Genomic DNA, 14,521 nt, shown 5'->3' on the forward strand with positions numbered 1-14,521 from the left:
TGCAAGAACGCCCAGCGTGTCAGGTGGTATATACAACCATATACAAGCTCGGTCTACACGATCCTCTCAGTCGCTCAGATGGATGCGAGATAGCCGCCGTCGACCGGGAGGCAATGCCCGGTGACATAGGCGGATGCCCCGCTCGCCAAAAACACGACAGCGCCGGCCAGATCCTGCATCGTGCCGAAGCGCCGCTGCGGGATCTTGGCCAGCATCGCCGTCTGCCAGTCGGGATCCTGGTAAAAGGCGTCCGTCATCGCCGTATGGAAATACCCCGGAGCGATGGCGTTGACCCGGATGCCGAGCGATGCCCATTCCGCGGCGAGTGCGCGGGTCATGCCCAGGAGCCCAGACTTGGACGAGCCGTAGGGTACCGCGGTCGGAATGCCGACATAGGAGGTCAGGGAGCAAAGATTGATGATCGCGCCACCGCTGTTGTCGTCAGCCATCCGCCGCGCCGCAGCCTGCGCGCAGAAGAAGGCGCCCTTCAGATTGGTCGAAACGATGCGGTCCCATACCGCCTCGTCCACGTCGAGCGAGGGCTGGACTTTTTCGTAGCCGGCGTTGTTGACCAGAATGTCGAGCCGACCAAAGGCATCCGCGACCTCGTCGACCACGGCGCGGATGCGATCGGTGTCGAGCACGTCAAGAGACAGGCAAAGCGACCTTCGCCCGTGTGCGCTAATTCGGTCCGCCGTTTCACGAAGGGAATTTTCGTCGCGGGCGGTCACCGCCACATCGGCGCCGGCCGCCGACAGCGCCTCCGCCAATGCCTGGCCGATGCCGCGGCTGGCGCCCGTCACCAGCGCCTTTTTTCCCGTCAGGTCGAACAGGCGAGCGGCGTCCATGGCGGTTTCCTGCATTCCCAAAAAAAACATGCGGTCGGATTGGAAACGAACACCAGTTGCGGCCGGTTGTCTATACATGTTGCGCTGCTGCTCGCGCTCGCCACCAAAGCGACACGCGCTGGGTCTTCCCACCTCGCCAGCACCCACGATGAGCATAAGCATTCGCCGAAGGCCACGTCCTCGATAGAGCCGGGGAGAAATCCCGACAGCAACGGGTCTCGGCCCGAGGCAGGGCACAAATCTGCTATCTTTCGGGAGGACCGTTTGCTGAGTACAGGAAATGCGGAGGATGGCTTTGCCGGAACCGGAGATCGTCTTGGGTGGAGGGAACGTGAACGTTGGCGTCGTGCGGGTGGGCGACACTGTTCGACGAGCGATGTCGCGATCGAGCCCGGCGATCCACAGATTGCTGCTTCATCTTGAGTCAAAAGCCTTTAACGGCAGTCCACGGTTCCTTGGGATCGATGGTCAGCAGCGAGAGATTCTGAGCTACCTTCACGGCGAGGTCGGCGTCCACCCCCGCATTTGGGAGACCGACGAAGCCCTGTTCTCGGCGGCCGGATTGTTGCGTCGGTATCACGATGCGACGAAGGATTTTCTTATTTTGGAATCTGACGACTGGACCTTCTCATATCAAGATCGTCGGCGTCATGAAGTGATCTGCCATAATGATTTTGCGCCCTATAATTTCGTTTTCTCGGCCCGGATCCCCTACGCAGTGATTGATTTCGATCTCGCGGGACCGGGGCCTCGGCTGCGCGATGTCGCCTATGCGGCATACTGGATGACTCCGCTTTGTTTTAGCGCACCCGAGATAAAGCCATACACGGAGGCTGACGTCGCCAACAGCAGCAGACGGCTGATACGGTTCTGCGCCCACTACGGCGTTCCGATTGATCAAGCATTGCTAGACATGGTGATGGAAGTGCTGGTTGATATGGGAGATGAAGAAAGAGTGAGAGCCGGCCTGGGCGCACAAGCAGCGGATCGATTGCGACTGGGCGGCCACTTTGAGCACTGGCGACGCGAGGCTGAGGCTTTTGCGCTCAACCGAGGAAGAATTGAGGGAGCAATTGCTCGAACTTAGTGATCGGGGTGTCCGCCATGCAAGCGAGGACATCGCCCAGCCACGCCTGGGATCGACTTCGTTGAGCTTGGCGGTGGCGATCAGCGTCGCCATGAAGGCGGCCGATCGGCACCTCGTTCGGGACCCCGGGGACAACTAGCTTTGTTGCTGAGAGCAAAACCACGCAGCGCCTGTTCGGCAGCGTTGTTGGTGAGACAAATCCGACCATCGTGAACCCGCCCGATCTTCCTAGAGACCAGCGTCATTTGCGAGGCGCCTCACACAGTCAATGTTGTCGCCTGAGACGTCAATTCATTCATGGCGGCACAACTTTCTTCCAGCCCTGTCCAACCACCCCCGCTGAATGCGGGGTGATTGGACAATTTGCATGGGAGGGAAAGTTCAGCGTATCAACGGCCGCCCGCCCATGGCGCACGACCCTTAAGCACCTTGCCGGGCTGTGGCTGTCCTTCTTCCTTTGTGGTTGCCACCGATAGTGGCAAGGAAGCTGTGTGACTGGTATCCAAGGTCATTCCGCTGTTGTCGACGCCAGTAGGGAAGCCGCGGGTCGGGTCGCGGTCCGGGTTTTGATTGGCAGCGAGCGAGACTCCTGTCGACAGGGCGAGGAGGGCGATAGCGGTTACAAGTTTGTTCATCGTACTGTTCCTTTCAATAATGAGCAGACCCGCCGACGGCGGCTCGCGCGGAATTGACTCCTGCTTTGCGAAATCCCGTCGGCTCTCTGTCTCGCCATCATGACGAGGCTTCCTGCTCATGGATGAAACTAGGTTGGGCCTGTCGCAGAGGTTTGCCCGAGTGCTATCGAAGTGTATCCGAATGTATGAGAATCCATGCGAGGTCCCGCAGCCCTTGGACTTCGACAAATTTGGCTACAATTTTTTTGGCCGCCTGTCGGCGTTTGCGCGGCCAGATACCTGTCGGGCGCCGGTCATCAGGTCCAGGTAAGCGGAGCTGCCGAAGAACGCCGATGACGTAAAAGCGGGACAATTCCCCTGATCGGGTGAACGCATAATTTGCTGATCGGCCCACCATCAGGTGGTTCGCGACCGTCGCTTTAAATTGTGCGGCGGCTGTGTTGATGCGCTTATGAAAAGATGGTAACGCGGTATTAAAGATTGTTTCGGGTTGTTACCTCTGGGGCGGGGCGAATGGGATTGGTGGTACCGCGGGCATGGCTGTGTGCCGGCCTACTGATAGGCTTGATGATGTCCGCGACGCCGATGGAGAAGGCTTCGGCCGACGTCGTGCCTGGCGCCATGGCCACCGGGCAGCCAACCTCCGTCCCTGTCGGCTACATCGAATTCTGCAGACGGCGGGCCGCGGAGTGCGCAATACGATCAGGCAAGAGCGCCCCAGTCCTTCTGTCCGCGGGCATGGAAGGCAAGCTCGCCTCCGTCAACAAGCTGGTGAACAGATCGGTCAGGCCCGCGAGCGATTTGGACGTTCACGGCATGATGGAATTCTGGTCCTATCCTGACGGCGCGCTCGGCGACTGCGAGGATTATGTCCTGCTCAAGCGCCAGTTGCTCAGGCAGCAGGGCATATCGCTGTCGAACCTTCTGATCACCGTCGTCAGGAAGCAGGACGGCGAGGGGCACGCGGTGCTGACCGTCAAGACCGACAAAGGCGACTATGTGCTCGACAACCTCAACGACGATGTGAAGCCTTGGTCGGTAACTGGATATCGATTCATAAAAAGGCAGTCGTCTACGCATACCGGGCGCTGGGTCGCGATAATCGAACACCCCGATGTACTGGTCGGGGCAGTCGACTGAACCTCCCGAATTAGCGGATCGACAATGCCTGGCGCTGGCGCTCATGCCGGAGAACGGCCAGGGATGCCCGGCTGCGCGCCTGTTCCGCACCGGCCCAGGCACATGACCCGTGATCTTGAGTCGCACTGCATGGGCGTTCCATTCCAGGCATAGGCTTATTACGAGCACCGGGAAGCACTCCTTGCGGCGCTCGATAAGCTAATGTCCCCTCAGCCGGAACTCGATTTCATTCCGCGCCTGATGCCGGTAGAGCTTTCTCTTCTGCCCGTGTTATGGACATGTCGAATGCTGGAGGATACAGGATGAAATTGAGAGACGCGGCACTTGCTGTCATTTCGAAAAAACGCAGAGGCGTGGCCTGGTATAAGGTCTCTCAGAAGAAGGCCGACAAATACGGCTTCTATGTTTATTCCAGTCATATGGTCTGGAAAGACCAGCCGTTTTTCCGAAAGGCGCTGCAGCGGGTCAAAAACATCCGTGGGATTCCAGATCCCCGGGCTTTCGTCCTGCAAAGCTGCTTGCGATCGATCGAGCGTATCGACGGTGATGTGGCCGAATGCGGCGTAAGGCAAGGCCGCTCGACGATATTCATGCTGATGAGCGATCTTCGGCCACGGCACTACCACCTTTTTGACTCGTTCGCTGGCCTCTCGGAACCGACCGCAGAGGATCGCAAGCCAAACGGCCGAACGCCATGGAAGTCCGGCGATCTCAGCACCGACGAGAAGGTAGCCAGAGAGAATATTTCCGACTTCAGCAACACCACTTTTCATGTCGGATGGATACCGGAAACTCTTTCCAACGTATCTGACCGGCGTTTCGCCCTGGTCCATATTGACGTCGATCTTTACGAGCCGACACGTGACGCGCTCGCCTTCTTCTACGATCGGGTGTGCGCGAATGGCATGATCATATGTGACGACTACGGCTCTGCGCTCTGTCCTGGAGCCCGAAAGGCCTTTGATCAATTTTTCGAAAACCGCCCGGAAGGCGTCATCGAACTTCCAACGGGGCAGGCGATTGTCGTAAAGGCAAGCTAGTGCGCGGCATTCCGCGTCAACCAGCCGCAGGTTCGCGATCGGACCTCGCGGTCACGGTCGACATAGGAACGGTCAGTCTGTGGCGAAATATCGGGCGCCAAAGCGCAAGGTGTCGCTGCGCGACAAGGCGGGACTGAACGCAACAAGCCCTAGTGGCGATGATAAGCCTGAACCGTGCAACCGCGCGGCGACTGGTGGCGATGAGATAAGCTGAATCCAGCGCCCTCGACTAAAGACTGAAGACGAGTATCTTTTTCTTTTGGAACTCGCGCCACAACGGTCTGTGCGCGGTTGATGATGTCGGCAAAGATGCGATCAGCCTTATCCTGGCCCAATCCCCTGCGGACATGCTGGTAAACAGCGAGGAGCAGAACGACATCATAGCTGTCCCTGAGAACGGATGGAAGCTTTCGGCTCCCCAAGTTCATGGCATCAAATCGGCTTTCGACGCCAGATCCCAGAAAGATCGAGCGAGCCACGCCGATATGCGGTTTCAGGATGTCGATGCCGTGGATGTAAGCCGGCCTATGCTTGGCGATTTCATAAGCGACGATGCCCATGTTGCAGCCGACGTCGAGGATCGTCTTGCCGGCGTAGTCTACCCCGCACGAAAACAGCCCGTCGAGGCGATCCTCCCACGTTCCTGCGAATTTCTTGCGGGTGTTCCAAAATAGCATGAATTAGCCTCTCGTGGCTGGACCAGGTCGGCGTTGTATATCGGCCAAGAGCGCGCTGCGCTAGTCTAGTGGCTGCGGCTACTCTCCATCCACACGAAGAGACGATGTCACGGCGGCAAGGGCACGGGGTGTCCGTACGATGACGCCTACGACGGAGCAAAGTACGCGTTGAAGAACTGTTCAACGATGTCGTCGACGACCGATCTCCTTACGTGCCGTAAGTCCTCTTCGTAGCTACGAGTGAGGCCTCCATAGGTGACAAGCTCGAATGATGGAAGGTAATGGACATTGTCCCGTTCCCGGCAGACTTGACCAAGCACAGCCCGAAGAACGGATTTGCCTTCAGTGTTCGCCGTGACGACATCCGCGTCTTGAAACGTCCGAGCCAATGCAACCGGTGAGACTGTGAGAATTATCGGTGCATCGGGTTTGTGTTGACGGACCATGTCCACGGTAGCCATCACGTTGGCATAATTTTCCTGAAAGCTGCTGACGTGAAGCGTCGTTTCCTGCATTCCGCCTCCGCCACGATAAAGCGGTTTCTGTGCTGCTACCTTGCCACTGGCCCTGTTGATGAAGACCTCAGTCATTCCGAAGGTAAATATGAATGCCGTGGCCGCATCGAAGCCAACCCGCATCTCCCTGTTCATGCTCTCGATCACCTCTTTGAGAACTTCCGGAGATTTGGCGAGGATGAGACGGCGGTAGGGGTCCTGAAAGCAGATCGGACCCCAAGGCGCAGGTTTTTTGATCTGCCACCAGTCGTCATTGGCTTGATCCCACAAGCCGAGCATTTGCTCAATCTGAAGGCGAACAGTGAAGGTGTTATAGAAGTTCATATGCTCTCGCCCGGGCAGCTCATCTACAATGGCTTGCGCTGGGTCGAAACTGATATTTCTGTAAGACGGAACGCAGGCGACCTGCTTGCTTGTTAACGCAAGACGAATTTCCTCCGCAAAGCAACTTCCCATCGTGAAGAATATATCTTTTCGAGTGAATAATGCATTTTTACGGATTGTAATGACGCCTGAACTGGAAAAATCGCCATATTTGTTATTCAGTTTGTCCGCAGCCGCCAAATGGATAGGTTGAATGTACCCGAGTCGCTTGCGGAGCCGAAGATACTTTCGTCGAACTCGCTCTAGCAATGTCACATCGCTCCATGATCGTCATAGTTGGCCGCTGACAGCAATGCCCGACGTTTAGCCCGCTTCCCCGCTGGCCGCAATCCGGCCGGCACGCCGCCAAAGCTCGCAATCACTGCCGTCGTGCGGAAGCCCATTATCGTCGCAAACGCTCTCTTCAAAGCCAACCGAAAATAGGCCCCAAGCCCCGATCATTAAAGCGACTGCTCTAAGACACGCCAAGAATCGCGGCGACGCTGTTGCAGAGCAGCACCAAAATTGGCATAGAACGTCTCCCTCTCATCTGGATTTTGCGCATAGAGGATTTTGGTGCCGACGTTCAGTGGAGTCGACAGGATCTTTTTGTGTGACTATGAACGTTAAATTGCTAAAATATCACGCTTACAGCCGTTGGTTCGGGCGTCCCTCATGGAATGCTTCGTATCTGTTCGGACGGGCCTGCCGGCGGCTGAAGCCAGGCGATATTGTCATAGATGCCGGCGCGAATCTGGGTGAGATCACCTCGGCCTTGGCCAAGACGGGCTCGACGGTTCATGCCTTCGAGCCAGACCCCTACACGTTCGAACGGCTGCGCAAGAACGTTGGAGCATTCAAAAATGTCCATCTCTATCAGCAGGCGCTTGCCGACCAATCCGGGACTGCGAAGCTCTACCGGTCACGTAAATTCAGTTCTGACCCAGACTTTTGGTCGCAATCCTCTTCCTTGTATGCCGACAAATCTAACATCTCGAAAGACGACTACACTGAGGTTGAGCAGTTAAGCGTAGTTGATTTCGTTAGAGGGCTTGGATCTCCAGTGCGGATACTGAAGATTGATGTAGAGGGCGCGGAAGTGCCAATGCTCGAATCGATATTATCCTGCGGATTGATGAACAAGATCGATATGATCTTTGCTGAAACCCACGAGAAAAAAATCCCACAGCTTGCAGAACGTACGCGCGCGCTCCGCGAAGCAATCAAACGAGATTGGGCCAATAAAATCAACTTGGACTGGCACTAGTCATCTCCACTGGATGTTGACGAGTTGGATCGCGCCTTCATAACCACCTTTGCCATCACCTATAACAAGTCGAGTGATGAGCGACGTTCGAAAAAAACATGGCGATCCGAACCTGACCGCTGCGACCTTGTGCGGACCAGCCCCTTGAAATTTGTGAGCTCAAATGAAGAAAAGAAGCCAGTTTCATATTTTCCGTAGATCGATTGCCGACACAATTCAGTATAGATTTCGCAATGCGCTGAGGAAAGACGATTTAGAAGCGCGTGGAAATCTATCGCCAGTTTCTCAAAAAGAAATCTTGCTTGTGGCAGTCGTCAGGAACGAATACCCTGAGATAATTCCATTCCTTGATCACTATCGATCGATCGGCGTTTCCAGATTTGCCATTGTCGATGACCGTTCTGAGGACGGGACACGGGAATTTCTGTTGAGCCAGCCAGATGTGGACGTATTCATCTCACGAAAGACCTATGGAGAAGCAGGGCGCGGAACTTTCTGGCGACAGGATATAATCCGCAGATACGGGTTCAACCGGTGGTACGTGATCGTGGATGCGGATGAATACCTGGTTTATGATGGCATGGATCGCCACGACCTGCATGACCTCGCCGGTTGGATCCAAAAAAGAGGCATGAAGCACCTGCTGGCGCCGATGATCGACATGTATCCGGCAGGAGACTTAAGGGACTTTCCGTTTGACCCAAACCGCGCTCCTTGGGAGATAGCCGATCATTTCGATGCTTCAGGATACGATTACACGACGAGCCCGCAAAATATCAAAATCCGAGGTGGCCCGAGAAGCCGGGCGTTTGGTACGCACACCCTAACCAAATATCCGTTCGTATACGGAGATAGATTGACGATCTTAAATTCAATTCACGCTCCGCTACCCTATTGGCGTAACCACGTGGAGAGTTATGGCGCTCTTCTTCATTTTAAGTTTTTCTCTAATTTCACGACGAAGGCTCAGGTCGCGGTCGATGAAGGCCAATATTGGAACGGTGCGTCAAAATACAAGGAATACCTTTCCGCCACTATCGGCAAGCCGGACTTCAATGTGATGAGCGATATTTCGCAAAGGTATTCGGGTATTCAGGATATAATCGGTGCGGGCCTGACCCAAGCTATTTCCTGGAATGATTAGATCGACAACCCGGTCCTTGGCTGCTCACCAATTCTCGCGGTTGGGAGCCCGATTTTGCTAGAGGCTCTATTCCAAAGCCCAGGCGATCATTCCTCTTGGACCCTTCGGAGAGTTGTGTATGCTCCCATAGTCGCCGATCCCGTCAACGCGGGCTGGCATCCGGATTCGGCATTGACTGCGGGTCCGAACAAAGTCACAGACAAGCAATCCGACATAGATTTATAGCAGATGTGCGAGCGGTGTCGCGAAAGTCGCATGGATCGGCAAAGGCCAACTGGCACCGACGACACATCGCAGCAGGAAACCGAATGAGCGCAAAGAGACGAATTTCAGCGGCCTTGGCGTACCCGCTGGTCAAGCGCCTGATCCTCGAGAACCTGCCGCCTCACATAAAGCTGTATCTCGCCGGCTTGCTGTGCACGATTGCCGGTGCGGCGGCGACGTCCGGATTTGCCTGGATCATGCGTGACATGATCAACAGCATCTATATCGACAGGAACGCCGCCGCCGTTTGGGGTATCAGCGCGGCAATCATCGGACTTTCCGCTGTCAAGGGCATCGCGGCATACGGTCAAACCATTACGACCGGAAACGTCCGCAGGGCCATCGTGTCGGACCTCCAACACCGGCAGTTTTCCCGGCTGATGCGCCTCGACATTGGCCATTTCGTCAATCAGCATCCGGCCAAATTCATTTCCAAGATAATGTTCAATGCACGCGCCGGTGCGTCCGTCATCATCACGCTGACGAGCAACACGGCCTCTGACGTTTTGACCCTGGTCGGACTGGCAAGTGTCATGGTCGTGCAGGACCCGACCATGTCGCTTGTATCGGCGGCGGCTTTGCCGGTGATCTTCCTCTCGGTGAGCACGATCACGCGAAAGATCAAGTCGCTGGCAAGGGGCGAAACAGAGCTGGCGGCACAGGTTCAGTCGATCGGCACGGAAGCCATAGACGGCATTCGCACCATCAAATCGTTCCAGCTCGAGGACAAGGCGATCGCCAGTTTCGCTAAGGCTGTCCGCAAGATGGAAAGGCGCGGCGTCCAGATCAACCGGACATCGGCGTTGATGAGTCCATTGATGGAGACGGGCGGCGGCTTCATCATCGGCCTTTTCCTCATTTATGCCAGTTGGCAGACCCTCGGAAACGGCAAGACACCAGGCGAATTCATGGCCTTCATAACCGCCTTTCTGCTTGCCTATGAGCCCGCCAAACGGCTGGCCCGGGTCAATGTCGATATCCAGAAGCTAATGGTTGCCGTCGAGCAGATGTATGATTTGATCGACACGCCCGAACAGCGACAACTCGCAACCGCAGGCGAGCGACTGACCGGCGTCGAGGGCGGTATCCGTTTTGAAGATGTGGCCTTCTCCTATGGAGGCAACAGCCCGGCGCTGCACGGTGTTTCCTTCGAGGTCCGACCTCGTGAGAAGCTGGCGATCGTTGGCCGCTCCGGCGCTGGCAAGACCACCATCGTCAATCTGATCTTGCGCCTGATGGAGCCGGACAGGGGCAGGATCTTCATCGACGACAAGGACATTGCCAAGATCAGCCTGGCCGACGTTCGCGACAATATCGCACTGGTGTCACAGGATATCTTCCTGTTCGAAGGTTCTATCCGTGACAATATTCGCGACGGACGCCCGAACGCCACGGATCAAGAAATCGATTCCGCGGCGGAACTCGCCCGGGTCACAAGTTTTGCATCGAACCTTGAAAGCGGGCTCGACACGCTTGTCGGGCCGGGCGGTGCCAACCTGTCGGGCGGGCAGAAGCAACGCGTTGCCATCGCGCGCGCCCTGCTCAAAGACGCTCCGGTGATTGTCTACGATGAAGCAACATCCGCGCTCGACGGCGAAAACGAACGGGCGGTCATGGAGGCTGCCTTCGACGATGCATTTCAGCGCACTGTGATCTGCATTGCGCACAGGCTTTCAACCATCAAGGCGGCCGATCGCATTCTCGTATTCGACGCTGGCATCCTCGCGGACTCCGGGACTCATGAAGAGCTTGCCAGGCGCAGCGAAATCTATCGCTCGATCTTCCATCTGGAGACGTCCGCTCCGCTCGTCGAAAGCGGCAAAAAGCTGCGGCAGAGCGTATTGCGCTGAAGGCCGATGACCAGTTTTTACCACGGTTCCTACATCCGGTATGTGATTGGTGGATTGGGCCTGCGGTTGCGCAGATACACAAAGGCCGTGCGGACGCTGTTTACCGGCTCCAGGCCTCGTTCCGTTCTTGAGCAGCAGGCCAAGGTCGACGCGCTGATCGCGCGCAGGGACTGGACAGGGCTTGAAGCAAGTACCAATGAAATGGCCATCATGGCCGATCGTGCCCGCGACCCTGAGATGATGCAGAAGGCAGGCCAGGCGTTCGAACGGCTGGGCAACTTCGCGCGGGCGGCCGAGCTTCGGCTTTCCGCTCGCCGGCAACGAAAAGGGGAAGGTGCCAATGAGTGGACTGGAGAAGACCTCGGTTCGGATAGGCTGCTGATCGATCTTGTGGAGGATGACCCTCGCAGTCTTGGCCGGGTTATCCGCCATGCGCGACTGGCCGGCGCCGCCGCTGCATGTGCGCAAAGTGCGACGATTAGGGTCGAGCCGCGCCTCGTATCGCTTGTGCAGCGGACGTTCCCCAACGTGACCGTGGTCCCAGCGCAGCAGAATGTCGTTGGTGACAAATTTGCGACCTTCGAAAATCTCGCCTGGATTTTCGGCCGCGATGCCGAAAGACTAGCCGCCGACTTCGTGCCGCTGCGGGCAGATCCTGAACTCGTCGAGATCTTCCGCAAACGCTATCGCTCGATGACGGATCTGCCACTGGTCGGCCTCTCCTGGGGCAGCAAATCCCATAGCAAGGACGTGCCTGATTTCCCCGAATGGGCACGGTTCATCGCCCGGACACAGGCGACGTTCGTTTCCCTCCAATACGGACAGATCAAGCCGGCGCTGCGGCGCCTGCGCAACGGCAATGACGCACGGCTTATCTATGACGACAGTGTCGACCAGATGCTTGATATGGACCGTTTCGCCGCGCAGATCGCCGCGCTCGATGCCGTGGTGACGATCAGCAATACGGCGGCCCATCTGTCCGGAGCACTCGGCGTGCCGACCCTTTTCCTGATCGATGACAAGTTTCAAACAGCGTGGCCGGTGACTGGCAATCGAACGCCCTGGTATCCGAACGGCGTCGTCATGCGCAAGGAAGGACGTCCGTGGCCGATGGTGCTCGACGATGTCGGCCGGCGGCTCTCGTCGATTCTGACGGCGCGTTCGACGCTGTCCAGCGATAGTTGAGGGTCGCTGTGCCGAGCAGACGGTCCATCCTTGAAAAGGCAAAAGCCGCCGACCTGCGCCCGCAAGGTGTTGACGGCAAGCGGCTGCAGAAGGTTCTCGATCGGGCAAAGAAGTTTTTTAAGCGCCCCTCGCGCCATGCTGACGAAAGCGTCAAACGCCATGCGAGCCTGATGGCGCAGAGTGTCGAACGGCGTGACTGGCAGGCGGCCCGGGAACATGCGCTGGCACTCGGCCTGCTCGGTGAGCAGCTTGGCGATCGCGGGCTTGTCAAAAAAGCCGGGCGTGGACTGAGACGCCTCCGCGGCGGCAATCGTGCCTGGCAGTTGATTGCGTCGAGCAAGCAAGTGCCCGGCCGGCCCGAATGGGATGGCAGTGATCTTGCGGGTCGCAGGCTTGCCGTCGAGCGGCGCGAAGGCGATCTCGCAATCTTCCTCCAGTTCGCGTCGCTGCTTGGCCCGGTGGTCGCGGCCGCCGACCGGTGCACCGTCCTGATCGAGCCGCGACTGGCGCCACTTTATCGCAGAACATATCCCGCGCTCGATGTCAGACCAGAGGCGGAAGCGGCGGCGGCGGTTGACGCCGATGTCTTTGCCTGCTTCGAGACACTGGCGAGGCACTTTTGGCCGGATGAGCCGACAGCGCGTGCGCCGTTCGTTCCGTTGGAGCCGGACCGCCGGCTTGTCGCCGAGTTGCGCGGCGCCTATCTCGATCATGGCCCGGGGCCCCTGATCGGCTTTGCCTGGGGAAGTCTGAACAAAAGCAAGGACCTGCCGGTTCTGGATGACTGGCGGGCGCTGCTCGGCGGTCTGCCGGGCCATTTCGTCAGCATGCAATATGGCGATGTCGGGCCGGCGCTCTCCGAATTCGAGCAATGGGCGCCGGGACGCATCATCCATGACGCGTCCGTGGACCAATTGTCGGATATGGACCGCTTCGCCGCGCAAATCGCCGCCCTCGACGCGGTGGTGACGATCAGCAATACCGGTGCCAATCTGGCGGGAGCGCTCGGCGTGCCGACCGTCGTCCTGCTCGACGATGGGTTTCGGCTGTCGTGGCCTGCCTTCGGCGAGACCGTCGCCACATATCCAAGCGTTCGACTGGTGCGAAAGGGCGGCCGGGCGTGGGCGTCCGCGATGCGGGAAGCAGGTGGACGGGTTGCGCAAATCATCGGTGGAGTTGGTGATGGAAGCTAGTCAACTGCTTCGCCGTGTTCGCCGCTTTGTCGCGCTCGCAGGCTACAATTACAAGGTCTGGTTCCGTCGTCACCGGCGGCAGCTTTTCCTGCGCTGGCGCGATGGCGACATTGCCGATCAGATGGCGGATTATAGGCGAAGCATCGAGGCGCGCGACTGGTCGGCGGCGCTGCCGAAAGCCCTGGCGCTGGGATCGATCGCGAAGTCGAGGCGCGAGGTCCACCTGCTGGACGAGCTCAGCAAGGCGCTGATGCGCATGGGCGCCTACGGCCCGGCGGCCGAACTCAAGATCGCCCGGCGCCACATCGTCGAGGGCCGCGCCGACGGCGAATGGCTGGGCCAGGATATCTCGGGCCAGGTCCTGCTCGTCGATCTGATGGAAACCGAAAAGCAGGGTCTGGCCACCGCGATCCACCATGCGAGTTCCGTCGGCCGCGCGCTCGCCCGGGCCGCTCGTCTGATCGTCCTGGTCGAGCACCGCTTGGTGCCGCTGTTTCAGCGGACATTTCCCGCCGCCGATGTGCGGGCCGTCGGTCAGGGGAGCAAGGCAGCCTATGGCGAGGCCCAGCTCTTTGCCGGCGTCCAGCATCTGACTGCCGTGTTCGAGACGGATGAAACCACGATCCGGGAGCATTTTGTTCCCCTCAAGCCGGATCCGGCGCGGGTCGCTGAACTTCGCGCCCGCTATCGCAGGAACGGCCGGCCGTTGGTCGGCGTCGCATGGGGCAGCTCCAATCCCGGCAAGGACCTGCCGCCGCTCACGGCATGGCGCGGCCTGCTCGGTCGACAGGACCTGCAGTTCGTTTCGCTGCAATATGGCCGGATCGAGCCCGACCTGAAAATCCTGACCGATGGTGATCCCGCGCGCATCTTGCACGACGTCTTGGTGGATCAACTCGTCGACATGGATCTTTTCGCCGCGCAGGTCGCGGCGATGGACGCCGTCGTAACCATCAGCAACACCGGGGCGCATCTGGCCGGCGCACTCGGCATCCCTTCGGTCTTCATCCTTGGAGACGGCTTCAAACGTTCCTGGCCGGTCGAGGGCGACCGCACGCCCTACTATCCTTCCGCCGTGCTGGTCTCGAAGCGGGAACGACCCTGGGCTGCGGTGATGGAAGACGCACAAAACCACATGGGCTCACTCATCAGCACTGTTTGAATCCACCACCCAAGGCATCGCGAGTGTCCCAGGCAGGTTACAACCAGCGGACAGTCAAGCGCCTTCTTGACGGCGAGACCAGTGTAAACTAACCGGCGGGCGGCCGTTCTAAATTTCACGGGCAAGAGGCGATGCATATCTTTGGGTAGTA

At 58.1% G+C, this 14,521-nt stretch carries 13 protein-coding genes and 1 pseudogene; 9 read left to right on the forward strand and 5 right to left on the reverse strand.

Annotated elements, in window-relative coordinates; translation table 11 throughout:
- Window positions 1–74: 74 nt before the first annotated feature.
- On the reverse strand, window positions 75–848 hold the full coding sequence (locus BLT09_RS00600) for an SDR family NAD(P)-dependent oxidoreductase (protein WP_091590768.1): 774 nt from the start codon (window positions 846–848) through the stop codon (window positions 75–77).
- A gap of 289 nt (window positions 849–1,137) precedes the next feature.
- Between BLT09_RS00600 and BLT09_RS00605 the strand changes: the two genes are divergently transcribed.
- Window positions 1,138–1,935 (forward strand): phosphotransferase, encoded by a 798-nt coding sequence (locus BLT09_RS00605; protein ID WP_167366275.1) that lies wholly within the window; start codon window positions 1,138–1,140, stop codon window positions 1,933–1,935.
- On the opposite strand, the pseudogene BLT09_RS00610 reads toward BLT09_RS00605, so the two are convergent.
- Window positions 1,895–2,150: pseudogene (locus BLT09_RS00610) on the reverse strand (transposase domain-containing protein); the annotation flags it as partial. The gene BLT09_RS00605 and the pseudogene BLT09_RS00610 overlap by 41 nt on opposite strands.
- Window positions 2,151–2,324: 174 nt before the next feature.
- Window positions 2,325–2,570 carry a hypothetical protein gene (locus BLT09_RS33365; protein ID WP_139172460.1) on the reverse strand — a complete coding sequence of 82 codons (246 nt, stop codon included), beginning with the start codon at window positions 2,568–2,570 and terminating at the stop codon, window positions 2,325–2,327.
- A gap of 567 nt (window positions 2,571–3,137) precedes the next feature.
- Here BLT09_RS33365 and BLT09_RS00615 point away from each other — a divergent pair.
- Window positions 3,138–3,710: a transglutaminase-like cysteine peptidase gene (locus BLT09_RS00615; protein WP_236473088.1), complete on the forward strand. Its 573-nt coding sequence runs from the start codon at window positions 3,138–3,140 to the stop codon at window positions 3,708–3,710.
- 302 nt (window positions 3,711–4,012) lie between these two features.
- Window positions 4,013–4,750, forward strand: a complete 738-nt coding sequence (locus tag BLT09_RS00620; RefSeq protein ID WP_023799626.1) for a TylF/MycF/NovP-related O-methyltransferase — start codon at window positions 4,013–4,015, stop codon at window positions 4,748–4,750.
- A gap of 149 nt (window positions 4,751–4,899) precedes the next feature.
- Here BLT09_RS00620 and BLT09_RS00625 read toward each other — a convergent pair whose 3' ends face one another.
- Both BLT09_RS00625 and BLT09_RS00630 read right to left on the reverse strand, forming a co-directional pair.
- Window positions 4,900–5,427 (reverse strand): class I SAM-dependent methyltransferase, encoded by a 528-nt coding sequence (locus tag BLT09_RS00625; protein ID WP_091589974.1) that lies wholly within the window; start codon window positions 5,425–5,427, stop codon window positions 4,900–4,902.
- 146 nt (window positions 5,428–5,573) lie between these two features.
- Window positions 5,574–6,506: a GSCFA domain-containing protein gene (locus BLT09_RS00630; protein WP_139172461.1), complete on the reverse strand. Its 933-nt coding sequence runs from the start codon at window positions 6,504–6,506 to the stop codon at window positions 5,574–5,576.
- A gap of 418 nt (window positions 6,507–6,924) precedes the next feature.
- Here BLT09_RS00630 and BLT09_RS00635 point away from each other — a divergent pair, with 418 nt between their 5' ends.
- From BLT09_RS00635 to BLT09_RS00660, 6 genes are all read left to right on the forward strand, one after another.
- A complete protein-coding gene (locus tag BLT09_RS00635) occupies window positions 6,925–7,572 on the forward strand; it encodes an FkbM family methyltransferase (protein WP_091589977.1) in 648 nt (215 codons plus the stop codon).
- 163 nt (window positions 7,573–7,735) lie between these two features.
- A complete protein-coding gene (locus BLT09_RS00640) occupies window positions 7,736–8,716 on the forward strand; it encodes a glycosyltransferase family 2 protein (RefSeq protein ID WP_091589979.1) in 981 nt (326 codons plus the stop codon).
- Window positions 8,717–9,024: 308 nt separating this feature from the next.
- Window positions 9,025–10,830 carry an ABC transporter ATP-binding protein gene (locus BLT09_RS00645; protein WP_091589980.1) on the forward strand — a complete coding sequence of 602 codons (1,806 nt, stop codon included), beginning with the start codon at window positions 9,025–9,027 and terminating at the stop codon, window positions 10,828–10,830.
- 6 nt (window positions 10,831–10,836) lie between these two features.
- Entirely contained in the window at window positions 10,837–12,015 is a 1,179-nt protein-coding gene (locus BLT09_RS00650; RefSeq protein WP_091589982.1) for a glycosyltransferase family 9 protein, read from the forward strand.
- A gap of 8 nt (window positions 12,016–12,023) precedes the next feature.
- Window positions 12,024–13,208: a glycosyltransferase family 9 protein gene (locus tag BLT09_RS00655; RefSeq protein WP_139172463.1), complete on the forward strand. Its 1,185-nt coding sequence runs from the start codon at window positions 12,024–12,026 to the stop codon at window positions 13,206–13,208.
- A complete protein-coding gene (locus tag BLT09_RS00660; RefSeq protein ID WP_091589985.1) occupies window positions 13,198–14,370 on the forward strand; it encodes a glycosyltransferase family 9 protein in 1,173 nt (390 codons plus the stop codon). Before BLT09_RS00655 ends, BLT09_RS00660 begins: the two co-directional genes overlap by 11 nt.
- Window positions 14,371–14,521 lie beyond the last annotated feature (151 nt).

Source organism: Mesorhizobium muleiense, assembly GCF_900099905.1.
In the GTDB taxonomy this organism is placed as follows: domain Bacteria; phylum Pseudomonadota; class Alphaproteobacteria; order Rhizobiales; family Rhizobiaceae; genus Mesorhizobium; species Mesorhizobium muleiense.

Bases quoted from the DNA above. Each gene is read 5' to 3' on its own strand.
- BLT09_RS00600 (WP_091590768.1), bottom strand. From the start codon at position 848: ATGGACGCCGCTCGCCTGTTCGACCTGACGGGAAAAAAGGCGCTGGTG.
- BLT09_RS00605 (WP_167366275.1), top strand. From the start codon at position 1,138: ATGGCTTTGCCGGAACCGGAGATCGTCTTGGGTGGAGGGAACGTGAAC.
- BLT09_RS33365 (WP_139172460.1), bottom strand. From the start codon at position 2,570: ATGAACAAACTTGTAACCGCTATCGCCCTCCTCGCCCTGTCGACAGGA.
- BLT09_RS00615 (WP_236473088.1), top strand. From the start codon at position 3,138: ATGATGTCCGCGACGCCGATGGAGAAGGCTTCGGCCGACGTCGTGCCT.
- BLT09_RS00620 (WP_023799626.1), top strand. From the start codon at position 4,013: ATGAAATTGAGAGACGCGGCACTTGCTGTCATTTCGAAAAAACGCAGA.
- BLT09_RS00625 (WP_091589974.1), bottom strand. From the start codon at position 5,427: ATGCTATTTTGGAACACCCGCAAGAAATTCGCAGGAACGTGGGAGGAT.
- BLT09_RS00635 (WP_091589977.1), top strand. From the start codon at position 6,925: ATGAACGTTAAATTGCTAAAATATCACGCTTACAGCCGTTGGTTCGGG.
- BLT09_RS00640 (WP_091589979.1), top strand. From the start codon at position 7,736: ATGAAGAAAAGAAGCCAGTTTCATATTTTCCGTAGATCGATTGCCGAC.
- BLT09_RS00645 (WP_091589980.1), top strand. From the start codon at position 9,025: ATGAGCGCAAAGAGACGAATTTCAGCGGCCTTGGCGTACCCGCTGGTC.
- BLT09_RS00650 (WP_091589982.1), top strand. From the start codon at position 10,837: ATGACCAGTTTTTACCACGGTTCCTACATCCGGTATGTGATTGGTGGA.
- BLT09_RS00660 (WP_091589985.1), top strand. From the start codon at position 13,198: ATGGAAGCTAGTCAACTGCTTCGCCGTGTTCGCCGCTTTGTCGCGCTC.